Source organism: Gordonia sp. SMJS1, from assembly GCF_029866425.1.
GTDB lineage: Bacteria > Actinomycetota > Actinomycetes > Mycobacteriales > Mycobacteriaceae > Gordonia > Gordonia hongkongensis.
This window is the reverse complement of sequence record NZ_CP123381.1, coordinates 2,770,795-2,793,938: the sequence shown is the minus strand read 5'-3', so window position 1 is coordinate 2,793,938 and position 23,144 is coordinate 2,770,795. Positions and strand designations below refer to the sequence as shown.

The 23,144-nt window shown below is 65.5% G+C and carries 23 protein-coding genes; 15 read left to right on the top strand and 8 right to left on the bottom strand.

The window, feature by feature from the left end; genetic code table 11:
• Positions 1-10: 10 nt before the first annotated feature.
• Positions 11-946 carry a M23 family metallopeptidase gene (locus QAD21_RS12740; protein ID WP_055477282.1) on the bottom strand — a complete coding sequence of 312 codons (936 nt, stop codon included), beginning with the start codon at positions 944-946 and terminating at the stop codon, positions 11-13.
• Between the two features lie 269 nt (positions 947-1,215).
• Between QAD21_RS12740 and QAD21_RS12735 the strand changes: the two genes are divergently transcribed.
• The gene (locus QAD21_RS12735; protein ID WP_055477285.1) at positions 1,216-1,869 is read left to right on the top strand and encodes a DUF305 domain-containing protein; all 654 of its coding nucleotides are present in this window, start codon (positions 1,216-1,218) and stop codon (positions 1,867-1,869) included.
• A gap of 28 nt (positions 1,870-1,897) precedes the next feature.
• Here QAD21_RS12735 and QAD21_RS12730 read toward each other — a convergent pair whose 3' ends face one another.
• Positions 1,898-2,935, bottom strand: a complete 1,038-nt coding sequence (locus QAD21_RS12730; RefSeq protein WP_280359635.1) for a M56 family metallopeptidase — start codon at positions 2,933-2,935, stop codon at positions 1,898-1,900.
• 4 nt (positions 2,936-2,939) lie between these two features.
• On the opposite strand from QAD21_RS12730, the gene QAD21_RS12725 reads away from it, so the two are divergent.
• The 5 genes from QAD21_RS12725 (at position 2,940) to QAD21_RS12705 (ending at position 8,202) form a co-directional block, all read left to right on the top strand.
• Positions 2,940-4,334 (top strand): IS1380 family transposase, encoded by a 1,395-nt coding sequence (locus QAD21_RS12725; protein WP_280359634.1) that lies wholly within the window; start codon positions 2,940-2,942, stop codon positions 4,332-4,334.
• 429 nt (positions 4,335-4,763) lie between these two features.
• A complete protein-coding gene (locus tag QAD21_RS12720; RefSeq protein ID WP_039994217.1) occupies positions 4,764-5,081 on the top strand; it encodes a hypothetical protein in 318 nt (105 codons plus the stop codon).
• A 129-nt stretch (positions 5,082-5,210) separates the two neighbouring features.
• Positions 5,211-6,050: a F510_1955 family glycosylhydrolase gene (locus QAD21_RS12715; RefSeq protein ID WP_035718240.1), complete on the top strand. Its 840-nt coding sequence runs from the start codon at positions 5,211-5,213 to the stop codon at positions 6,048-6,050.
• Between the two features lie 322 nt (positions 6,051-6,372).
• A complete protein-coding gene (locus QAD21_RS12710) occupies positions 6,373-6,819 on the top strand; it encodes a M23 family metallopeptidase (RefSeq protein ID WP_242696962.1) in 447 nt (148 codons plus the stop codon).
• Between the two features lie 210 nt (positions 6,820-7,029).
• The gene (locus tag QAD21_RS12705; RefSeq protein WP_006357614.1) at positions 7,030-8,202 is read left to right on the top strand and encodes an Ig-like domain-containing protein; all 1,173 of its coding nucleotides are present in this window, start codon (positions 7,030-7,032) and stop codon (positions 8,200-8,202) included.
• A 618-nt stretch (positions 8,203-8,820) separates the two neighbouring features.
• Here the strand turns inward: QAD21_RS12705 and QAD21_RS12700 are convergent.
• Positions 8,821-8,910, bottom strand: a complete 90-nt coding sequence (locus QAD21_RS12700) for a hypothetical protein (RefSeq protein ID WP_083229424.1) — start codon at positions 8,908-8,910, stop codon at positions 8,821-8,823.
• Positions 8,911-9,027: 117 nt separating this feature from the next.
• On the opposite strand from QAD21_RS12700, the gene QAD21_RS12695 reads away from it, so the two are divergent.
• From QAD21_RS12695 to QAD21_RS12670, 6 genes are all read left to right on the top strand, one after another.
• Positions 9,028-9,342, top strand: a complete 315-nt coding sequence (locus QAD21_RS12695; protein ID WP_068969944.1) for a transposase — start codon at positions 9,028-9,030, stop codon at positions 9,340-9,342.
• The gene (locus QAD21_RS12690; RefSeq protein ID WP_165630008.1) at positions 9,339-10,232 is read left to right on the top strand and encodes an IS3 family transposase; all 894 of its coding nucleotides are present in this window, start codon (positions 9,339-9,341) and stop codon (positions 10,230-10,232) included. The genes QAD21_RS12695 and QAD21_RS12690 overlap by 4 nt, the downstream gene beginning before the upstream one ends.
• 571 nt (positions 10,233-10,803) lie before the next feature.
• Positions 10,804-11,034, top strand: coding sequence for a hypothetical protein (locus QAD21_RS12685; RefSeq protein WP_068970854.1), 231 nt, complete (start codon positions 10,804-10,806; stop codon positions 11,032-11,034).
• Between the two features lie 31 nt (positions 11,035-11,065).
• The gene (locus QAD21_RS12680) at positions 11,066-11,344 is read left to right on the top strand and encodes a hypothetical protein (RefSeq protein ID WP_068970855.1); all 279 of its coding nucleotides are present in this window, start codon (positions 11,066-11,068) and stop codon (positions 11,342-11,344) included.
• A 99-nt stretch (positions 11,345-11,443) separates the two neighbouring features.
• On the top strand, positions 11,444-13,030 hold the full coding sequence (locus QAD21_RS12675; RefSeq protein WP_068970856.1) for a ParB N-terminal domain-containing protein: 1,587 nt from the start codon (positions 11,444-11,446) through the stop codon (positions 13,028-13,030).
• 510 nt (positions 13,031-13,540) lie between these two features.
• Entirely contained in the window at positions 13,541-13,906 is a 366-nt protein-coding gene (locus tag QAD21_RS12670) for a hypothetical protein (protein WP_280359631.1), read from the top strand.
• Between the two features lie 132 nt (positions 13,907-14,038).
• On the opposite strand, the gene QAD21_RS12665 is transcribed toward QAD21_RS12670, so the two are convergent.
• Positions 14,039-14,983, bottom strand: a complete 945-nt coding sequence (locus tag QAD21_RS12665; RefSeq protein ID WP_068970858.1) for an NADP-dependent oxidoreductase — start codon at positions 14,981-14,983, stop codon at positions 14,039-14,041.
• 238 nt (positions 14,984-15,221) lie between these two features.
• Between QAD21_RS12665 and QAD21_RS12660 the strand changes: the two genes are divergently transcribed.
• Positions 15,222-15,809, top strand: coding sequence for a hypothetical protein (locus QAD21_RS12660; RefSeq protein ID WP_175401093.1), 588 nt, complete (start codon positions 15,222-15,224; stop codon positions 15,807-15,809).
• 106 nt (positions 15,810-15,915) lie between these two features.
• On the opposite strand, the gene QAD21_RS12655 is transcribed toward QAD21_RS12660, so the two are convergent.
• Together QAD21_RS12655 and QAD21_RS12650 are read right to left on the bottom strand one after the other, a co-directional pair.
• Positions 15,916-16,275: a hypothetical protein gene (locus tag QAD21_RS12655; protein WP_223258902.1), complete on the bottom strand. Its 360-nt coding sequence runs from the start codon at positions 16,273-16,275 to the stop codon at positions 15,916-15,918.
• Positions 16,276-16,389: 114 nt separating this feature from the next.
• A complete protein-coding gene (locus QAD21_RS12650) occupies positions 16,390-16,965 on the bottom strand; it encodes a TetR/AcrR family transcriptional regulator (RefSeq protein ID WP_058250550.1) in 576 nt (191 codons plus the stop codon).
• Positions 16,966-17,075: 110 nt separating this feature from the next.
• On the opposite strand from QAD21_RS12650, the gene QAD21_RS12645 reads away from it, so the two are divergent.
• Positions 17,076-18,878, top strand: coding sequence for an ABC transporter ATP-binding protein (locus QAD21_RS12645; protein WP_068970859.1), 1,803 nt, complete (start codon positions 17,076-17,078; stop codon positions 18,876-18,878).
• Between the two features lie 59 nt (positions 18,879-18,937).
• Here the strand turns inward: QAD21_RS12645 and QAD21_RS12640 are convergent, their stop codons facing one another.
• On the bottom strand, positions 18,938-19,462 hold the full coding sequence (locus tag QAD21_RS12640) for a hypothetical protein (RefSeq protein ID WP_065629969.1): 525 nt from the start codon (positions 19,460-19,462) through the stop codon (positions 18,938-18,940).
• Positions 19,459-20,277 carry a methyltransferase domain-containing protein gene (locus QAD21_RS12635; RefSeq protein WP_068970861.1) on the bottom strand — a complete coding sequence of 273 codons (819 nt, stop codon included), beginning with the start codon at positions 20,275-20,277 and terminating at the stop codon, positions 19,459-19,461. Before QAD21_RS12635 ends, QAD21_RS12640 begins: the two co-directional genes overlap by 4 nt.
• A 188-nt stretch (positions 20,278-20,465) precedes the next feature.
• Between QAD21_RS12635 and QAD21_RS12630 the strand changes: the two genes are divergently transcribed.
• Positions 20,466-22,949 carry a LuxR family transcriptional regulator gene (locus QAD21_RS12630; protein WP_223258903.1) on the top strand — a complete coding sequence of 828 codons (2,484 nt, stop codon included), beginning with the start codon at positions 20,466-20,468 and terminating at the stop codon, positions 22,947-22,949.
• Positions 22,950-23,144 lie beyond the last annotated feature (195 nt).

Here is a 23,144-nt window from a genome sequence, read left to right as displayed (position 1 = left end):
ACCGGGTTCGTCACAGGCGTGGTTCGCCGACCCACTGCGGCACCACCGGCCCCGGCGCGCGGGCGTCGGCATCAGCGGCCATCGCCAGAACCACCCCACGATCGGCCAGCCACTGTGCCGGATCAACGTTGACTCCCGTCGGGTCGAGAACCTCGAAATGCAGATGCGGGCCGGTCGACACCCCACGGTTGCCCACCGTGGCGATCGATTGCCCCATCCGTACTCGCGCGCCCTGCTCGAGCAGATTCTCGTCGTTGTGGCCGTAGGTGGTGATCGTGCCGTCATCGTGCCGGATCCGCATCCACAACCCGAACCCCTCGGCAGGTCCGGAGGTGATGACCTCCCCGTCAGCCACAGCGACAATCGGCGCACCCAGATCATTGCCGATATCAATGCCCTGATGGCCCCGTCCGTCACCGAAGGTGGACGTGATCTCACCCGCAGTCGGCGCCACCGCACCGCCACTACCGGGCAGCAGCGGCGTCGGCGTTCCGGGTTCCTGCGGCTGGGGGCCATGCGGCTCGTTCGGATCGTGCGGCACGATCGCGGCGATCAGGGTGGCCACCAGCCGAGCCAGCGGTAACGCGTCGATGATCCGGAACCCGTCTATCGGATCAATGAGCGAAAACGTTCCGAAGCACTGCAGCGCGGCCACACTGCCCGCATCGCCGACACTGCCCGACTGGGCCTGAGCGCCCAGGCAGGACGCCGCCTGCGTGATCGGCTTCCCCAAATTCGCCGCCGCGGCACCACCCAAAGCGGCCTTCACCGAGTCCTGCACGATCGCGATCAACTCCCCGGCCACATGTCCATCGGTCGAGGCCGCCGCCGGTGCGGTGGCAATCACAGGCGCAACGCCCACGCACACCGCCGCTGCCACCCCCAGCGCTTTGGGGCCCCACTGCTGCCCCGCCTTGACCCGTAGCGATGTCAACACCATCTGCATGCGGTCGGACCTTTCCCGCGGACGTCGTAGACCCACGCACGAGTGCCATGCGTGTACCCGCGAGATCACACCACAAGTCACTTGTGCCCCACCAGTCACACGCGGCTCCACTACGAAGCGAACTAATCAGGCATTAGCGGCTTTGTTTGCGCAGTTCACCGCCCGTTTTGTGGGTGCCGGGCAGGCGACTAACTACTATCGGTGTTAGTAGAATTGTTATCGAAGCGCCGCCGGGCGGTGGCGAAGTATCACTCTTGAGGAGGAGATCGATGAGAGTCACACGAACGGGTGTCGTCGTTGCTGCCGCGGCGGCTGTTCTGACAGTGGTGGCCGCGTGTTCGGACACCTCGACTGAGGATCATTCCTCGATGTCGGGGATGGGTACCAGCGCGGCCAGTACCGAATCCTCAGCGGCGGCCACTGCCGAACACAACAGCGCGGACATCTCGTTCGCCCAGCAGATGATCCCGCACCACACCCAGGCGATCATGATGAGCGACATCCTGTTGGAGAAGGACAACATCAACCCCCAGGTCGTCAGTCTGGCCCAGCAGATCAAAGACGCTCAGCAGCCTGAGATCGAGCAGATGCAGTCGTGGCTGAAGCAATGGGGAGCCCCACTCGAGGGCCAGGGACACAACATGGACATGGGTACGTCGATGGCGCCGGGTTCCTCCCCGATGCCGTCGATGATGGGCATGATGTCGCCAGAACAGATGCAGCAGCTACGCGACGCGCAAGGAGCCGAGGCGTCGCGCCTGTTCCTGACCCAGATGATCGAACACCATCGCGGCGCCATCGCCATGGCCAAGACCGAGATTCAAGACGGCCAATCGCCCGAGGCGATCGCTCTGGCACGTCAGATCGTCACTGATCAGGAGAGCGAAATTGCGAGGATGCAGCAGCTTCTCAACAACCCCTAGCGGTCGGACCTGCCCGGGTCGGTCTCGGCTACACACACATCGCGATCACCATCGCCGAGACGACACCGGACACCGCCAGCGTGGTCGGCACCGCCACCACACCAGCCACCGCCGCGGCAGCACCCACATGATGACGTCGCGACCGGCACCGGTGACCGGAGTCCAAGCGGCTCAACCGAGGCCCCACCGACGACGAATCGCTGATCGACAACACACCCACCGGGCCCGCTACAGGTCCCGAACGGGCCAACGTTCCCAACGCCGAGCAGACCGCCCGCGCACCCACCAGCTGGGCCGCGCGGGCATCGGCGGCTTGCTCGACCAAGCCGGCGACCTCACGGCCCGCGCGGCTGAACAACGGAATCAGCGGGAACGCACGCCCGAGAGCGCGGGCCGCCAACACCACGGTGTGATGACGTTGCCGCCGGTGTGCGCGCTCATGAGCAACGACGGCATCGAGTTCCTCACCGGACAACGCCGCCTGCAACCCGGTCGTGGCGGCAATGCCGGCATCCTTGCCCGGCAGACAAAACGCCATCGGCCGCCCGTCGGCGAGCCACCACACATCGGGATAGCGCTCACTGCGGGCGCCCACCAACCGCAACGACTGAAGATACTCCTCACGAGCACCACGCATCCGCACCGCCGATCGCACCGCGATCGTCACCGCTCGGACAATCGCTGCCACGGTCACCACCGCCAGCACGCCACCAGAGATCGCTTCCACCCGCGGGGATGCGCCGTGTGACAACACCCGCAGACACGACACCACCTCAGACAACGAATGGATGCCGAAATGACCGGGAACCGCCAGCGTCACAACAGCTCCCACCCACAACAACGCAAACACGACCTGCGCGGCCGGCCAGGCCACCAACACCCAACGAGCATCGATACGGCCCTGCACCCGAACCATCCATCGAGGCCACAGCCAGCCCAGCACACCTGCGGCAACAACTAACCTCGCGCTTTCACGCTGATTCGTGTCGTGAATAAAGAATGGTGCCCTGAACTGGGATGATTGAACTTGCGAAGGTATCAATCGGACCAGATCGAGGAGCACCATTCAGGTGAGCAAGTCTACGTCGCCGTACCCCACGCTGTCTGCAGATGGCACCGGAACCGGGGTCGTGTCGCACGCCGGCGCCGCGGTGTTACTCCGGGCTGCGGAGAAAACGGGTCTGACCAGCCGATTATCCGAGGCGTTGGCGCCGTGGCGCAAACCTTTGGCGACTCATGATCCGGGCAAGATCATCTCGGACCTGGCCGTGGCGGTCGCGATCGGTGGCGACTGTTTGGCCGACATCAACCAGTTACGCGCCGACCCGGCGGTGTTCGGTCAGGTCGCCTCTGATCCGACGGTGTCGCGCCTGATCTCGACGTTGGCCGATGATGCGCCGGCGGCGCTGTCGGCGATTGCGACCGCGCGTGCTGCCGCGCGGGCAGCGTGCTGGTCAGCAGCCGGTGCCACTGCTCCCGACCATGACGCCGACGTCGCTGACCCGGTGATCGTCGACCTCGACGCCACTTTGGTGACCGCGCACTCGGAGAAACAGGATGCGGCACCAACCTACAAGCGGGGGTTCGGTTTTCACCCGCTGTGTGCGTTCGTCGATCACGGCAGCGACGGCACCGGCGAACCCCTAGCGATCGAGTTGCGCCCGGGTAATGCTGGTGCCAATACCGCTGCCGATCACATCGCGGTCACCGCCGCCGCACTCGAGCAGCTACCGCACGTGGCGGGCTATCGGGTTGGCAAGTCGGTGCTGGTGCGCACCGACTCGGCCGGCGGCACCCACGAGTTCGTCGACTACCTCACCCGACGACGCCTGGCGTACTCGGTCGGGTTCGGGCTCACCGAAGCGACCGCAACCGCGATCGACCGGATCAGTCCCGAGGCCTGGACCCCGGCCTACGACACCGAGGGCATCGAGCGCGACGGGGCGTGGGTGGCCGAGTTGACCGGGCTGATCGACCTATCGGGCTGGCCCGAAGGCATGCGAGTGATCGTGCGCAAGGAGCGCCCGCATCCAGGTGCGCAGCTACGCTTCACCGATCGTGATGGGTTGCGGGTGACCGCGTTCGCCACCAACACCGTTCGTGGCCAACTCGCCGATCTGGAACTGCGTCACCGGCGACGCGCACGCTGCGAAGACCGGGTCCGCACGGCGAAAGACTGTGGCCTGACCAATCTTCCGTTGCACGGATTCGATCAGAACCGCATCTGGTGTGCCATCGTGATGCTCGCTTGCGAGCTGATCGCCTGGACCCAGCTGCTGGCCTTCGCTGATCATCCCGCTCGCCGGTGGGAACCCAAACGACTGCGCCACCGCGTGTTCTCGATCGCCGCCAAGATCAGCCGCCACGCCCGCCGAACCCGGTTGAAGCTTGCCGCCCACGCACCACATGTTGGACTGCTGCTCGACGGGATCTCAAGACTCGCAGCACTTCCCGCACCTGCCTGACATCAAGCCGACCTGACCTCTGATCCAGAAAGGACGTTCCACCTCGGGGCCGTGAACCCCGACGCCCACCGACGCGTCGGGCACCTCTCACGGCCTACGCCCGGAGATCCGGTCCTCAGACCACCCACCCGGGCCACCCAACAGACGACCGCCACCTCACGAAAGATCGAGGCTAACACCACCGCTGCACTCATGGATGCTCACCCATCGTTCGCCTCGATCCTCGACGCCCGCCGTCGTGCTCGCTGAGACCCACGCTCAATACACCTTCCCGGCGGTCCGCCACCTGCACCACCAGCCAGTATGCCCCAGGGGCTCGTCCGTGACGCCGCAACTCCAGCACCCACCGCGCCGCCAATTACTAGGCCCTATAGTAGTTAGATGACGCGGGTTGACCCAGCCTGCGCGTACTAGTTCGAGGGATGCGCTGTGACCGAGAACCCGAGGGGGACGCACTCGCCCCCGGACGACCACCGTCGTCAGTATCTGCATGCCATGCGCGACGTCTACCGGGCACCCACGCCATACTCGGCCCACCAGTTCTTCCACCGCGCCCATCACCTCAGCGTCACCTCGAACCGACGCCGCCACCTCGCCGCTCACATCGGTCTCGTCCGCCACCTCGCTGCGATCGGCGACCTCGCCGGGGCGCGTCACCACCTCGGTACCGTCCTTGCCTCCCTCGTCCTCCAAAGACATTGCGGCCAACAACCTTCGCAGGCTTCCATCCCCATCCAGAAGTCGTGACCACGACCACGACGCCCCAGAGGGCCAGGGTGGCTCTCTACCGACCCTCGATCCCGGTCTCGCCGCCACACCGAGCACCACACCACCCACGCCCGAACTCAGTCCTACCCACACGAAAGTCCTAGCCGCTTGCCTGCCTCAAACCCGTCCAACCGCACCGCTGCGGTCGTCCTCGCAGTCATCGCCACGCTGATTGTGCTAACCGGCTGCTCCACCCGGGAACAACCCACATCCCCACCACCGTCGGCAACCTCAGCAGAGAGCGCAACACTGACCCCAGAACTCGACCACCTCCACGCCCTGCACATCCGCGCCGACGGCACTATCCTCGCCGGAACTCACACCGGCGTAATCGCCCTCACCGCAGATGGAACCACCAGCCGGGTCGGCGTCTCCGACGACGACTTCATGGGACTGGCCGGGGTAACCGGCTCTGATCGGATCTTCGCCTCCGGCCATCCCGGCCCGCGGAGCTCGGCACCCAACCCGCTGGGACTCGTCGCCAGCGAAGATGGCGGGCAGACATGGACACCGAGATCGGTGGCCGGCGACATCGACTTCCACGCGCTCGCCACCAACGGACAACTACTCGTAGGCTTCGACGGAATCAACGGCCTGCTCGTATCGACCGATGACGGGAGAAGCTGGACCCCCGGCGCGCCCCTGGCCGCAGCAGCACTCGCGATCACCGACCGCGGCGTATGGGCGACTACCCCAGATGGCCTGCAACACAGCACCGACGACGCCCAGACCTTCACAACCGTTCCCGATGCGCCGGCCCTAGCTCTCCTGGCGGCCGCACCCGATGGCACGCTCTGGGGCATCGACACCGCCGACACCGTCTGGCGCAGCCCAGACGGCACACACTGGGAACAACGCAGCACCATCAATAGTGTCAACGCGCTGGTCGCCAGAAACGCCGAAAATGCATACGCCGCAAACGAACAATTGCTCTACACGCTCAGCTAACGGACTCGTGTGGAGCAACGAAGGAAGGAGGCGACTCAGATCCGGACGCGCTTTTGATCACGTCCACTCCACCCACTCCACGAGCAGGATCTGACAGACGGTGGCACCCGGCCGACCTGGGTGGTCACTCTCGACCACCTGACGGCACCCAGAAACGCCACGTCTTCGAAGACGTCACTGTCGTTATCGATGAGACGAGCAGCCCCGACTACCCCACGAACTTGCTGCGCGTGTCACAGCTGCGTGAGCACACCGAACCCGCGACCTCAAAGATCGCCTTGGGCGGGGACGGTTATCGAAGGCCGCCGGCTTCGGGCTGTGGATGCGAGTGCTGCAAGACGACGGCACGATCGGCGTGTATGGGCACATCAGCGAGAGACTGGTGAGCGTCTGGCAGCGAGTCCTGGCCGGCGCGCAGATCGCAACGGTAGGAAACCGCGGCTACTCCACCGGCCCACACCTGCACTACAAGGTGTGGCAGCAAGATGGACCCAAACTCGATCCTGCACCGTGGTTGAGAACCCGGGGAGTCTACGTCGTCGGACGACCCGCCTTATCGGCGCGCGGGAGGTATGAGGACGAGTGGTCCCGCAGGTGTCGCGAGAGTTGTCGCACCACGGCCTCGACGTCGGCGAGCGGTGGCGAACACGCATCGGCGGGGACTACCTGTGGGGTGTCGCCACACGGCAATAATGAGGTCGACGTGACCGCTCGGCGGTCGCCCACCACGAAGACGTTTCGAACCTGCTCTCGCGCTGTGCAGCGGTAGAGGAGCGCACAGCATTCAACTACTATCGTGGATAGTAAACCTAGTCCAGGCGCCGAGTGAGAGGGTTCGCCACAATCGATGGGCCGCGTAAGAAGGACTCGAGCTATCGAAGAGCCACGTGATCTCTTGGCGGCTTACGGTGCGCAGCCGCAGTGCTCGAGCGCTCGTGGATGCCGCGGGTCGGTCCGGGCAGGTATTCCGCGACTGCTGATGCTCGCAGCCCTGACGGCTGTGGTGATGTTATTGACCTCGTGCAGCTCAACCGGAGGCGCCGCCTACAGCAACGAGATTCAGGCCGTTGACAGCTTCGCCGACATCGCACAGCCTTCCATTGCTGTGGCCACCGAAGGTGGCGGTCGACTCGCGCCCAACGCGGTTGTCGAACCTGGGCTTCCTATTGTTGTCACGGCCAGCCGCGGCGCGTTGACAAACGTCCGTATCCCCACAGCCAGCGGCCGTCCCTTGGCGGGCTCACTGAGCGAGGACGGCTCAACGTGGACAAGCACCCAACCCCTGGGATATTCGAAGCGGTATTCCGTTCAAGCCGAGGCCGTGGGCGTGGGCGGTCGATCGGTCGTCTCGCAGCGCTTCACCACGACCTCACCGGAGTCACTGACCAGCGCTGCCATCCTCGGCGAGAAAACCGTCGGGATCGCCCACACAGTCGGGGTGCGGTTCGCCGATCCCATCCCCGACCGAAAGAAGGCACAGGCGGCGATCACCGTGTCGTCTGACCCCCAGATGCGGGGTGCGTTCTATTGGATCAGCGACTCCGAAGTCCGGTGGAGGCCCGAACGCTTCTGGACGCCGGGCACCAAAGTCAGTGTCGCCGTCAACATTTACGGAGTCGACCTCGGCGACGGGCTCTACGGCGACGAGAACTTGTCCTACGACTTCACGATTGGCCGAGCTCAGGAAATCGTTGCCGACGACAACACCAAAACGATAGTCGTCAAACGAGACGGCAAGGTCATCCGCACGATGCCGACCTCGTTCGGCAAAGACAGCACTCCGACGCCCCGCGGTATCTACATGATCGGAGATCGCGTCGAGCACATCATCATGGACTCGTCCACCTACGGAGTGCCTGTCGAGTCCGCAGCGGGATACCGCACACCCGTTCAATGGGCGGTGCAAATGTCCTACAGCGGCATTTACATGCACGGCGCACCGTGGTCGATGTCGGCGCAAGGCAGCAGCAACGTCAGCAACGGTTGCCCAAACCTGAGTCCCACTGACGCGGAATGGCTCGTGAAGAACACCCTGCGCGGTGACCCCGTCACGGTCAAGAACACCAACGCCGACACACTGCCGGGAGTTGATGGACTCGGCGATTGGAACATCCCGTGGCCACAATGGAAGAACGGCAACGCAGACACCTAGGCGCCCCCGCCTGGCTGGAGTTCGTCGACGCTCAGCACGTTCTTCCGACCATGCACGGCCGGGGCGAGTTCACGACGGGCTCACCCGCTCACTGTCTCAGGCGCTTCTCGCGGTGTACAGAACTTCGCTCGAATGCAGCACACCACCACTCGCGACGAGTGCTACTACCGGTCACCCACTGAGCCAGGGGTTAATTCACGAGGGCCGTTGGTCAGTCATGTCGAGACCCTGTGCGGGCGAACCGGTGCCGTGAGGATCAACATCAATAACGAGCAGCGGCGGCATAGCGTCCGTCGGTACTACCTGTGCGAGGCGAGGCTGATCTGGCCGCGTGGGACGACAACCACGCCGCGCGCCGTTCGGGTCTTCTTGGCCGATCCCGGCGTTCGTTTGGCCGGCGGACCGTGCACGGAGTGTCGTCAGAGACGTCAACCCGCACTTCGCCACCTTCGGTGCCAGCTCCCTTGCGGTTACCAACATTCTCGCCGACCCGCACGTCGACACCATCGACGACGACCCTACGGTCGATCCACCGCGCTACCTCTGATGGCCGAGCATTTCGGAGAGGACCCTAAAGACCTTGTTGTTGATGCGGTCGATGACCGGTGCGGCGATGGGCTAACCCCACTTTCCGGCTTCATATCCAGCATCCGCCCAAATGTCCATAATAGGTTCGTTGACAGGATGTGCGCCAGTTGTGGGGTAAATGAGCCATTCTGAAACGAATTAAAGCGACCTTTGCCGTCCGGTGTCACGATTGAGCCTCCCCAGTTTGAGTGGACACCGAGATAGTGGGGCCAGGGGTCCTGCTGGAAGGATGTCGACATGTCCAGGAGGCGGTCGTTTACGCCGGAGTACAAGGCTCAGGCTGCTCGTCGGGTGATTGATGGTGGTCGGCCGATCACCGAGGTGGCTCGGGAACTCAATGTGCATGAGAATCTGCTGGGCAAATGGGTTCGGGCTGAGCGGCTTCGAGACGGCGTCGCCGATGATGTTCGCAAGGTGCCGCCCGACCAAGATCTGTCGGCGAGTGAACGCTCAGAACTGACCAGGCTGCGTGCCGAACTCGCCGAGAAGGACCGTGATATCGCATTCCTGAAAAAAGTATCGGCGTACTTTGCGGCGCAGCATCATCGGTGAGTCGTTTCGAACTCATCGCCGCGGAGTGCGCCAACCACGACGTGACGAAACTTGTTGCTCTCCTGGGTGTGTCGCGGTCCGGATTCTACGCGTGGGCAGATCGGCAACATCGTGTCGAGTTGACGCCCCGACAGCAGCGGCGCCGGGATCTGGAAGTGAAGATTCTGGCGCACTGGCAGGCCTCGCGACGCATCTACGGTTCACCGCGCATTACCGCCGATCTGCACGCTGAGGGGGTGGCGGTCTCGGAGAACACCGTCGCCAAGATCATGGCCGAGATGGGCATCGAGGGCATCAGTCCGCGCACGTTCAAGGTCAGGACCACCCAGGTCGATCCGGCCGCGTCGTTCCCGCCGGACCGGGTCGGCCGCGATTTCGATCGCGGCGGCATCAACCTGGTCTGGACCTCCGATATCACCTATCTGACCTGCGGCGAAGGGGACGCCTACCTGTGCGCGATCCGAGACGAGCACTCGCGTCGAGTGCTGGGCTGGTCGCTGGCAGATCACATGCGCACCGAGCTCGTCGAGGACGCGGTGGATGCTGCAGTGCTCACTCGTGGCGGTTCGGTGGCCGGCACCATTCTGCACAGCGACCGAGGCGGTCAGTACACCAGCTACGACATGGCTTCAGCGTGCCGTCGACATGGTTTGCAACGCTCGATGGGCGCGACCGGCATCTGCTGGGACAACGCCGGCGCCGAGTCGTTGTGGTCAACGGTCAAACACGAGAACTACAAGCGCCACGCGTACGGCAGCTACGCGAATCTTGCTGCCGGACTTGACAATTACATCCGATTCTACAACCATGACAGAAGGCATAGCTCGCTAGGGATGGTCTCACCTATCGACTTCGAAATCAGATCACACACAAGTCAGCAAACAAGCTAACCGTGTCCACTTTTTCAGGGGAACCTCAGATCTCATCGGAGTCTGGGTAGGCCAGGTATCCGCACTGAGCTTCGAGGCCACCCGCCGTGGCTTCTACGTCAGTACTGATCGACTCGGCATCCGCCGCCGCACCCACCACGAGGGCGTGAGCGCCACGAGATGCGCCCACTTTCAAAGACGACGTTGTGCTGCCGCGACACCGAGCCCTACCGCGGCCCGCGTCGCTCCCGCACAATCACCCCGACTGCCTTGTGCGTCCGGTGTGCCCGACCTCCCGAGACGAGGTCGCCGGCCCCGACCGGTTGCGGTTTGTCTGCCGGCTGCGCCGTCACCTCATCGGAGCGGCTACGCCGCGCCCTGAGCCCTTCGGGCTGAGTTGGTTTGCGTTGCCCTGCCGCATTCTCTTACCTCCACTCGCGGCCCGCAAGGGCGTGAAAAACTAACCCGCCCTACGGGTTTGCAGGCCTACGGCCCGGATGACTTTTTCACTTCCTCCCTTGCAGCCCACTCCCTCCGGCAAAGAGATGGCCAGTGCAAACGCAAACCAGCACTCACAACGGGAGGGGTCACCATGACCAGCGCCACCACCACCGCCTACCAGCTGTGCAACAGCTGCGCGGTCGCCGTCGCCTACGGAGACATGACCGCCCTCAACACCGAGAGCACCGCCCAGGTCCTGGCGTTCATGGCCGATCACGGTTACCTGACCCAGGCCGACGACATCGACCCACCCGGCTACTGGCTCTGCGAATGCTGCGGAATCGACCAACTCGGCGCAGGCCGCACCTTCACCCACGACTAACCCGCACAACAACCCGAAAGGACCCACCGACATGAACGCCTGGATCGCCACCAAGGACCCCGCCAACGTCGACGCCGCCGCCGACCAGATCGCCCAGCACGAACCGAACCGCCTCACCGAGGCCGACGGCGACCGCGAATTCGCCGTGTGGATGTACGGAGTCGACCGAGCAATCCGCAGACGCACCAACGGATTCAGCCACCGCGACCTGCCCGATTTCGGCTGGAAAGACGCATACAACAACGACCTGTCCCCCGCCCTCGCCGCCGCCGACGCGATCGCCCACTGGGAAGAGATCGGCGACCTGTAAAAGAAGCTTCCGCGTCGCAATCCGGTACGCGGACAAAAGAAAACCCGGCCAGGGTCAGGCTGGCCGGGGTCTCACCCACCACAGTAAGGGAGAAACCCCATGACACACAACACCACCACCGAGACCGTCACCGCGACGGGCGAGCTGCGCCACCTCAACCCGGCCGATCTGGTCATCGACACCAACATTCGCACCGAGGCCGAGGCCACCCTGACCGCCGAGTTCGTCGATTCGATCCGCGACGGCGTGCGCCAACCCATCCTCGCTGTCGAGGTCGACGGCGAGGTCCGGGTGCGCGACGGGCAGCGCCGCACGCTGGCCGCGCGCGAAACCGAGCTTGCCACCGTCCCGGTCTACGTCGTGCCGGTCGCGTCCGACGCCGACGACAAGGCGTTGACCATCGACCGGATCGTGGAGCAGCTGGCCAGCTTCCAGCGCGAAGGACTCCGCACCCGCGACCGCGTGGCCGCGATCGAACAACTCTCCCTGGCCGGGATGTCGGCGACCAAGATCGCCAAGACGATCCGCACCAAGAAGAAGGACGTGGACGCCACCCTCGCGTTGGCGAAGTCCGAAACGACCCTGGATTTGATCGAGCAGGGAGCGGGGTTGACGTTGGAGCAGTCCGCGACCGTCGCGGCCTACGACCACGACCCCGAAGCGCAGCAATGGCTCCTAGACGCCGCCGCACGCGGCGTGTTCGAGCATCAGGCCAAGCAGTTGGCCGACAACGCCGACGAGCGGGTCGAGCTGCTGGCCCAGGTCGCCGTCTACACCGCCGACGGCATCGAGGCCGTGACCCGTAGACCCGAGCACCGGCACACCCGCGCCCAGTTGGAACACATCGAGACCGCCGAGGGTAAGCCCGTACAGATTGAGGACGTGCCAGTGAGTCAGCGTCTCGCCTACGTGTGGGCCGACGTGACCGAAGGGTGGGTCGACGCCGAGGGCAACAGCATCGACGAGCACCTGATCGACTTGGACCTCACCGACGAGGACACCCCCGCTGACGCCCAGCCCGACGAGGGATTGCACGACCCGCGTGCCCTCACTCGCCAGGCGAGCCGGTCAATCGAGACCACTTGGTATGTCAGCGAGTTCCGCGACCTAGGAATGAGGTTCCGTACCTACAGCAGCACCCCGAGCAGCGCAACCGCCACCGCTGACCTCAGCGATGACGAGAAGGAGGCCCGGAAGCAGGAACGTCGCCGGGTGCGGGTCCTCAACACCGCGAGCGTGACCGCCCGCGAGGTGCGGATCGAGATGCTGACCGCGTGGCTGGCCCGCAAGACCCTGCCGAAGGGCAGCGCCCCGAAGGTCGCGAAGTTCATCGCCGAATCGATGCGCGCCCATCACGACATGTTCGGAGCGAACAGCATGCAGGGCAACGCCGCCGAGATCGCGGCCACGATCCTCGGAGGCGAGCCCGCCGAGCTGATCGAGCAGGCCACCACCGCCGACCGCGCCCAGATCATCGGACTCGGCATCGCGCTTGCGTCGCGGGAAGCGCACATGTGGAAAGACGCCTGGCGCAACGTCGGTGACCGCAACTACCTCGGCGGCAGCCAGGTCAAGGCCCGCGCTGGCTACCTGCACTTCCTCGTCGAGGTGACCGGCTACACCCTCTCCGACGTCGAGCAGGTCATCGCCGGTGACAAGCAGGCCGCCGACATGCCACTCGACTAGACACCCGACGCTAGCCGCTCTTAGACTGAGTCCTTGCCTATGTCGTGAACATGGCCGCAGGTTGCGTTTCGTCACGTGTGACGAAACGCATTGTGCAGCCGCGCGTTCCAAGTGGATTGTGCTCAGCGGCGAACCGCCCGACAGGCTTTGTCGAAGTACAGCATCCGGGGTCTGTCGAGCGATGTGACAGTCGGTGACCGGGATGACCTACCATGCCTGTGGTCGGTCTGGTCACCGTTCGTCCCCGTCCGCCGGCCGTGTGTCCGCACACGAACCCGAATTCCGTTGAAATCAAACGACTGCTGTCGTCAGCAGTCGCCAGCGCCACCGGTTCCGACGGTGAGTTTTCGCTGCCGAACACACAGGGAGGGTAATTCCGATGCCGCACAATGAGTCACGGCCCGACCGGTCGTCGGTGGCGGACAAGGTCGCCCAGACCACCGGGGAAGCCATCCGCGCGCGCGCGCCCACGACTCCGAGGCGTTCGGTGCCGCGACCGACCTTCTCGCGTTGCACCCCGAGTCGCGAGAAGTGCATGCGATCACGCTGCGCGAACTCCTCGAGACCGTGTTCCCCGATGGGCTGACCGGCGATGATGTGTCCGAGGTGATGACCAGCACCAGCCGTGCCGCCGCCTCATGGACTGCCGCCGCCAGTCCCGCAGCGGTAGCCCTGGTGCTGACCGGCGCGTTGGGTGTGGGCGACACCGCCGGCGCCGATGCGCTGCCATCCGCTGGCCTACCGGACGCGGAGACCACCGCCGCTGCCCTGGTGGTCATCACCGACCTCACGGCACGTGCCGACGTCGACCCGATGGAGTACGTGACTCGGGCTGTGGACGAGATTCGTCGCGCCCAGACGATGGAGATGCCTTGATCGGTGGTCGCACGGTGACCGCGATCCGCTGGTCGCCTTGGACCACGACTTCGCGCGTGACCAACTGCGAGCGCCCGGCGAGGTCGAACGCATCTGCGGCAACTGCGAATCTCGACTAGATCTCCCCTGCGGTCATTCGCTTGCGACGCGTACGACGATCTTGCCGCGGACATGGCCGGATTCGCTGCGCTCGTGAGAGCTGGCCGCGTCGGCCAGGTCGAACACCTCCGCGATCTCCGGCGTGAGATCGCCTGCGTCGGCGAGTCGGGCGAGTTCGGCAAGATCCGCGGGGTCGGGACGCACCCAGACGTAGTGGCCGCCGAACTCGTCGCGCGCCCGCGCGTCGGTGATCGAGGCGACCGTGCCGCCGTCGCGCAACACGTCCTCGACCGAGTCGAGTGCGTCGCCGCCCACGTAGTCGAGGATGACGTCGACACCCTGGGGCTCGAGTGCCCGTACCCGGTCGGTGAGGCCCTCGCCATACGTCGTGGGCTCGGCGCCCAGACTGCGGAGATAGTCGTGGTTCGACTCCGAGGCCGTCCCGATCACGCGTGCGCCCAGGGACCGGGCGATCTGCACGGCGAACGTTCCGACTCCGCCCGCGGCGGCGTGAACCAGCACGGTGTTTCCGGACTGAACTCCTGCCCGGCGGATGGTCTGCAGAGCGGTGAGACCGGCCAGCGGGAGCGCCGCAGCCTCTTCGAAGGACCAGTTCGACGGCTTGTGTGCCAGGGTGCGCACCGGGGCGGCGACGAACTCGGCGAACGTCCCGCCCGCCACTTCCCCACCGACGACGTCCTTACGGACGTAACCGAACACTTCGTCGCCGACCTGGAACTCAGGTGTGTCCAGGCCGACCTGCTCGACCACTCCCGCGACGTCCCAGCCCGGGACCACCGGGAAGACGGTGTCCATGATCTCGGCGAGATAGCCCTCGCGAACCTTCCAGTCCACGGGATTCACACTGGAGGCGCGGACGCGCACCAGCACGGAGTCGGGTCCGACTTTGGGCGTGGGCAGGTCGGTCAGTTCCAGGACGTCGGGACCCCCGAAGCGGTCATAAGTGATTGCTCGCATGGTGGCACCAACGGGACGCTCGTCGGAATGATTCCAACAGCTCGGCGATGTCTGCTGACGTCCCATCGTCGTGATGCGTACCGAATGCGCCCGTTATCCGGCAGGCCGGGACGTGGTCCATCGCGGGAGCAACCAGCGCAATCCCGGCCCGAGCCTGCTGGACGAAGCCCGGTCGCAGCATGAAAAACATTGTGCCGTAGTGTTTTCACCCGTGAATTTCGCTGCTGCCGACGCCATCGTGACCGACTCCACTACCCACGCCTGCGTGTGGTGCTCATCCAGCGACGACATCGCCGAACTCCGCGGCGAACCGCGGTGCGGGCGCTGCCGCGCGGCAGAACAGACCATAGCGGCGGCCCGCGAGTTCGTCGGCTTCTATGGTCTGCGACCCTTGGGCGCGTCAATGACCTCGGACGACGACGAAGAACGCGAACACCGGGTGGCGGCCCGTGACGCCTGGGCAGTGCTGAATCGGACCCGCACACAGCCCCCACCGCGCGTCCGGTCCAGCCGGCGCGGTGTCACACGATCCGCGTCCACCACCACAAACAAGGACGGCAGCACAACGGCTCGCAAAGCCAAGAACGTCGGGGCCGGAAGCGCCCGCCCTGCGGACGTCTCCCGACCCGACCACGAGGAGCTCATGAGCCGTGCGCAGTCCTTGCTGGCGCAGCTCGCCGAGATCGAGGAACGGCTGGCAGTCGCGCAGGCGGACTCGGGCCTGAGTGGCAAGGCGAAGGTCTCCGACTTGACCGCCAAGCGCGATTCGGTGCTGCGTACGCTCGCCGCTCTGGAAAAGGCCAAGCGGGCCCTGGAGCCGGCCTGAGTTCTCACGTGCCAGGACGGTTGTGATCCGAAAGGCGATGAACCGTCACCCGATCCTCCTCACGGAGTAGCGAACGGGGATTGTGCGGTCCACAGCGATTCCACCGTCACCGCCACAGCGACACGATCAGGACGAGGGTGAGCAGCTTCAGGGCCCAATCCCCGAGGTGTACAGCTGCCGCGGACAGGGCCGTTCCCTCGTGGAAGACCGCGCCCGCGAACAGTACCAACGGGATGAGGAACAGCCCCGCGGCGAGCAGAAGTGCACCGGTGGCATCCGGATCGAGTTGCGCGACCAGACCGGCGACGAGGAGTACGAGCAGTGCGTTGCGGATGAGTTCGACAACCGGCGTCGCCCAGGTCGGTCGGTGTACTTCCGCCGCGGCGGGTGCACCCACGACGCCGTAGTACACACCGCTCACCAGGAACGCGGCGACCGCTGCGGCCACGCACGCCAGTACGTTCACGCTGCCCAATGTCTCATCCGATCGGTAGGTGCAGGGTCTGACACCACCCCGATACAACACTCATCGGTGGTAGAAGTGTTGCCCCGACCCAAAGCCCACGCGTGCGTCGGCTTCTCAGTCGGCACCGACTCCGGAGAAGAACGTCCGGACGGCGACATCGGCGGCGCGGCGACGCGACATCACCCCGCCGGCGATCGAGACCGCACCGACAAAACAGAGTGAATAGAACACCCCGGCCAGCCATCTCGTTTCGAGATCACCGGCGATGGCACCGTCTTTCTGCGCCCGAGAAAGGACCTCCGGAAGCATCTGGTCCTCTTCCTCAGCCCACTCCGGGTGGCCGTCGAACCGGTGTGGGTCGGCGAACAGGAACACGATGACGTCGTCGATGCCGATGATCACCCGCATCAGCGATTCGAGTGCTGCGCGAGCCGATTCGCACCCGTCGACCGCTTCGCTCGCCTGCCGCTCGAGAACGCTCCTCGCCTCGACGAGCGCCGCATCGACGAGAGACTGACGGTCGGGGAAGTGGCGGTGCAAGGTGCTGCGGCTGACGTCCGCCCGGTCGGCGATGTCGCCCAGGGACGTCGAGAAATCAGTTGCCCACGCCGCGATGGCGGCTGACACTATGGCCTGTCGGGTGCGCAGGCGCACGCCCGAGACGGCAGCCGGTTCCGGCGCATCGTTCACCTGGCCGAGACTATCCACCACACTCGGGTCTCTGCAACACACTTGATTGAAAATGGGACATCAATGTGTCATTGTAGAGCTTGCATGTTCCGCTCGGGAGGGCTCACACCATGACGACTTCGACAACCGCGGCCGATCCCGGGCAGACCCCGGATATGCCCATGCGCGCCAAACTCGTGATCCTCTGGGACTACATACGCCCCTACCGGGGCGTCCTTGCCGTGGGCGTCGTCCTCGGGTTGCTCGGCACCGCTGCCGAACTCGCGACCCCGCTGGTCACGAAGTGGGTGCTCGACGGTCTTGCCGTGTCGGAATCTCTGGCGGCGCCGATCACCGTGTTGGCCGTGTTGCTCGTCGCCGGGTCGGTGATCGGTCTGATCCAGACGATCATGCTGGGGACCCTGGCCGAACGCATCATCCTCGCCACCCGCACCGGACTGATCGGTCACCTGCTCCGCGTCGAGGTCCCCGAGCTCGCCCGTAGGTCGAGCGGCGAGATGGTCGCGCGCGTCACCTCCGACACCCTGCTGATCCGCGAAGCGACGACGTCGAGCATTGTCAACGGTGTCAACGGTTTCGTCGGTATGGTCGGCGCGCTGGTACTGATGGCGTTTCTGGACCTCCCGCTGTTCGCGACCACGATGGTCGTCGTGGTCATGGTCGGGATCGCCGCCGCCGTACTGATGCCGGGGTTGGCGAAGGCGCAGCAGGACGCGCAGGCCGAGATCGGTTTCCTGGGTGGCCGATTGGAGGGGATTCTTCGATCGATTCGCACCGTCAAGGCGAGTCGGGCCGAGGCGCGGGAATCCGACCGGATCGGAGAGTTTGCGCACCGGTCGGCGAGCAAGGGAATCCGGGCCGTGCGTATCGAAGCATGGGCCTGGACGATCACCGGGTCCGGGATCAATCTGGCGGTGATGGTCGTCCTGGCGTTCGGGGCCTGGCGCGTCGCCGACGGTTCGATGGCCGTCAGTACTCTGATCGCATTCCTGCTCTACGGATTCCAACTGATGATGCCTGTCTCGCTGCTCACCCAGAGTGTCACGGCCTTACAGTCGGGATTGGCCGCGGCTGCGCGGATTGCCGAGATCTCCGACCTGCGAACCGAATCCGACGACGAGGTGGTGGCGAATCGCACGTCGGCTCGGGTCGACCGGACCGCGTCCGCACTCGAACTGCGCGACGTGGTGTACCGATACGCACCAGACTCCCCCGCTGCGCTCAACGGCATTGACCTGACGATCCCGCGCCGCGGACACACTGCCATCGTCGGACCGTCGGGTGCCGGGAAGACGACCATCTTCTCCCTCTTCCTGAAGTTCCTACGACCGGATCGCGGCGAGATCGTGCTCGACGGCCGGGCGCTCGACCAGTGGACACTCCACGACCTGCGAGCACGCATCGCCTACGTGGAGCAGGACACCCCTCTGGTCCCCGGAACGGTCCGCGACAACCTCGTCTACGCGGCGCCCGAGGCGACAGACGACGAGGTGTGGCGTGCCCTGTCGGCCGTACGGATGGATGAGCGTGTCCATTCCATGCCCGACGGCCTACTCACCGACGTGACCACGTCAACGCTGTCGGGCGGGGAACGGCAACGGATCGCGCTCGCCCGCGCGCTGGTGGTCGACCCAGAACTCCTCCTGCTCGACGAGGTGACCGCGCAACTCGACGGGTTGACCGAGGCGGCTGTGGCCGAGGGCATCCGTCGACAGGCCACTCGCGGAGCCGTCGTCACCATCGCGCATCGGCTCTCGACGATCATGGACGCCGACCAGATCGTCGTCCTCGAAGCCGGTCGGGTGCGGGCGGTCGGCAACCATCGGAGCCTGCTCGCCACCGATGAGCTCTACCGAGAACTGGTGGCCGCCATGCGTATCGACACCGACGTGGACGCTGCCGAGCTGAATTGATCCGACACCCGCCCACCCGGCACAGGCCGGGTGGGCGGGTGTCGGGCCGGCGGGTCGGGTCAGAACCGCCCGACGACCACGTTGGTGGTCTGGACCCGTGCCCGGCAGTCGCCGTCGGTGAATCGGACCCGGGTGAACACCTCGTCAGCACCGTCCCGGTCCTCGTTGAGAACCGAGCTCGGAACGACGAACTCCCGGAGATACTCGAGCCCGCGGTCGGAAGCCCGGAGGAACCCTTCGGTCCCGACCGAGGTGCCCGGGAAGTTGCGGTCGTAGAGGTACTGCTCCCGGCCGTCGTCGCCCAGCACGATGTAGTGCATTCCACCGCAACCCCGATCGTTGATGTGGGTGACGAATCCGACCGCGTCCGCTCGTGTCATCGGATACAGGCCCTGGATGATGATGCGGTTCTTGCCGGCACCGGTGATGTTCTGGTCGACGATCGTCAGCGTCGCGCCCGGTGTGCGCGCGGGTGCTGCCGAAGCCGTCGTCGCAAGCGGCGCGGCGACGCCGATGACCGCGGCGATCGACAGTGTCGCGCCGAGGCGAGCGATGACCTTGCCACGACTCCGGGGCGCGCTCATGACCGCACCGCCTCGACGACGCGGTACTCCCAGTCGATGGAGATCCCGCCGGGGACCGGTTGCTGCCGAGACTCGGCGAGGGAGATCAGATCGGCACGCAGTGCGTGCTTGCCGCCCTCGTCGAGCTTCGACGCCGCGGAGAACGTCGGACCGTAGTAGCCGAGGAACAGGTCCGCGAAAGCGGCCGCGTCGACGAACCGAACGGTCAGCACGGCGGTGTGCGAATCGACCGAGTGCACACGATCGCCGAACAGCGATGCGACGTACTGCTGATCGCCCCACCGGGTGGCGGGACGCGCGCCCGGCGGCGGCGTCACGTGGCGGCCGACCGCGGCGAGCATTCCACCGACGAAACCGTCTGCGGTCCAACTCGTGACCACGATCTTTCCGGCCGGGCGGACGACTCGGGTCAATTCGCGCGCGGCCTGCTCGTGATCGGCGGCGAACATGATGCCGATCGACGAGATACCGGTGTCGAACGCGGCGTTGCCGAACGGCAGGACCTCGGCCGGGGCTTCCACGAAGTCGACGTCGAGATGTTCTGCGGCTGCCCGACCCCGGGCGATGTCGAGTAGTGCCGGCACGTAGTCGATCGCGGTGACGTCGCCACCCTGGCGGGCAGCGGCGAGCGCGGAGTGGCCGGTGCCGGTCGCGACGTCGAGGACGCGTTCGCCGGGGATGACCGATGCCGCGACCACGGTCGCTTCGTTGACCGGCACGGTCAGCGCGGCGATACGGTTGTAATCGCCGCTGCGCCAGACCTTCTGCTGCTTCTCCCGCAGCGATACCAGGTCTGGTGAGAGAGATGTCGTCATCGGATTGTCCATTTCTGTGTGGTGGGACGACTGGCCGTCGGTGACCGTTGTCGGTACCGGCGCACCACAACAGTCGGTCACCGGGCATACGGACGGCATCGGTGAGGACCTCCCATCTTTCGCCGAACGTCCTTCCCATGAATGGGTAGACCCACCTATTCGAGCGACGGGCGGCCTACACTCGGACGGTGCGATTGTTGGAGAGAACCGAGCAGTTGTCGCAGATCAGCGCGGCATTTGACCGGTTGCCGGTGGGTTCGGCCTTCTCCATCGCCGGCGAGAGCGGTGCAGGCAAGACGACGCTGATCGCGCAGGTGTGTGCGACCGCCCGGGACGTGCGTGTGCTGCGGGTGGCCTGCGATCCACTCGACACACCACGTCCACTGGGTCCCGTCAAAGACCTGGGCATCGGTGTGCAACCGATGATGCTCGCCGACGTCTGCGAAGCCGCTTTCGCTCATCTGAGGGCTGCACCGACGCTTCTCGTGGTCGAGGATCTGCACTGGGTCGACGCCGCGTCGACCGATGTACTGAGGTTCCTGTGTCGACGCATCGAGTCGATGCCGCTCGTTCTGCTCCTGACTCATCGAGAGCTCGAGCCCCAGGCGGCAGCGCGTGCCCTGCTCGCCGAGGGCGTGTGCCGGATCGAGCTGCCGCCGCTCAGTGTCGAGGCGATCGCGGAACTGGTCGAGGGTACGGGTCTCGATCCCGTGCGGGTCCATGCCGCGACCGGAGGTAACCCCTACTTCGCGACCGAGGTCTCCCGCGAACCCGGCCTGCCGATCCCGTCGTCGGTGCGCGATGCGGTCCTGGCGCGGACGACCAAGGTCAGCGCGGCCGATTTCGAAGCCCTTCAACTGATTGCGGCGTCGCCGGAACGGGTGTCGGACACCGCGCTGCCGGTCCTGCGGATCGGTTACCCCACTCTGCAGCGTCTCGCCGACACGGGACTTCTGGAATGGGGGCCCGACGGCACTCTTTTCCGACACGAATTGGCCCGTCGGGCAATCGAATCCACGATTCCGCCGGGTGGGGTGGCCCATCTGCACGCGCAGCTCCTGGACGCACTCGAGCAGCTGGGCACCGTGCACCCGTCGGTGTTGACCCACCACGCCGTCGCCGCCCGGGACTCCGACCGCGCCGTCCGTCATGCCTGCGCCGCAGCCGAGGACGCCATCCGCGGCGGAGCGCACACCGAGGCCGTCGCGTACTACGAGATCGCCAAGCAGCACCAAGTCAATGCTCCGGCTCGCGAGCGTGCCGAACTGTTGTTGGCGCTGGCCAACGAGCAGTACATGGTCAGCCGACTGCGCGATGCGATAGCCAGTGTGAACGAGACCTTCCCGTTGTGGACCGAACTGGGTGACGACACCGGGTTGGCCACGGCACATGTGGCCGTCGGGGTCTACGAGTACTACAGCGCGCATCGGCAGAGCGCGGAATCGCACCTGGGTCGTGCAGCGGAGATCGCCAACGGGACGGGGGCGTCGGCGGTGTACAGCGAGGCGCAGATCCACCGCGCGTTTCTCGCGTTCATGCGGGGCGACGTGTCGGGAACGGCGTCCCTGCTGGCCGACACCGCGTCGGCATCCGACGAGGAACTGCGGCTGTGGAACAAGGTCGTCTCGGACTCGGCTGCGCTGTCCACCGGCGAAGTCGACTCTCGCAGAAGACTTCTCGATCACATGGAAACCGCCCGCACCCTCGGCTTCGACGAACTCGCATCAACCGTCTATTCACAGGTGGCCAGTCTCGATGTCGAACAGGGAAGGTACCGGGCTGCCGACCGGATCCTCGACGCGGGTCTCCCGTTCACGGTGGAGCGCGACATCCAGATCTGTCGCCACTGGCAGACCGCGGTGCGGAGTCGCCTGCATCTGACCCGCGGACACTGGAACGGAGCCCTCGAGGACGCCGGGGCGGTCATCGACGCCGACGGGATGCCGATCGCCACGCTGTGGCCGCTCCTGGTCACCGTGCTGGTGCCGCTCCGATGCGGCGCGTCGTTCGACATCGACGAGATCGAGAACGCCTGGACCCTCGCCAACCAGATCGATGAACCCCTCCGACGGCTCGCGGTCCTGACCGCCCTGGCGGAGATCAGTTGGATGACCGGGACCGAGGACGCCCGGGTCACCGCGGCGCACACCCTCGACGATGACGGAACAGAGTGGGGCTCAGGGAGTCTCGCCGTCTGGCGTGCGAGGCTCGGGTTGTCGACGCAGACCGGGCCGATCGCGGCGCCGTACCGATTGTCGCTCGACTGTCGGCACGCCGATGCCGCGCGTTGGTGGTCAGACGCGGGTGATCCGTTCGCATCGGCGATGTGCTGGTTGGATTCCGACGACCCAGCCCGTGGTGTGACGATGCTCGACGGACTCGGCGCCGCGGGTACCGCCGATCGTGCGCGTGCGTTGATGCGCGAACGGGGTTGCGCCACCGTCCCGCAGCGCCCTCGGCCCACGACACGAGTGAACCCCGGTGGCCTGACGAACAGGCAACTCGAGGTCGCCCGCCTGGTGGCGGAGGGACTATCGAATTCGGAGATCGCCAAGCGGCTGTACATCTCGTCGAAAACCGCGGACCATCACGTGTCCGCGGTCCTGGCGAAGCTGGGTATGACCTCGCGTCGTGAGGTGCTCGCGCAGGGCGTCGAGTTGGGGCTCCGGTAGCGCGAACCCGCGGAACGAAAAAGAAGTGGTGGGCATCGCCCGGCGGTGTTAGCGTGAGCCGCGCTGTCCGGTGGGGGCAGCACGAGACCTGGAGGTGAGTCGATGGTTGCCGTCGAGATCGCTGGCATCGTCAGCATCCGAACCATCCCTGTTCCTCCAGCCCGTTGCTGATCCTCGAACACCGTTCTCGCACAA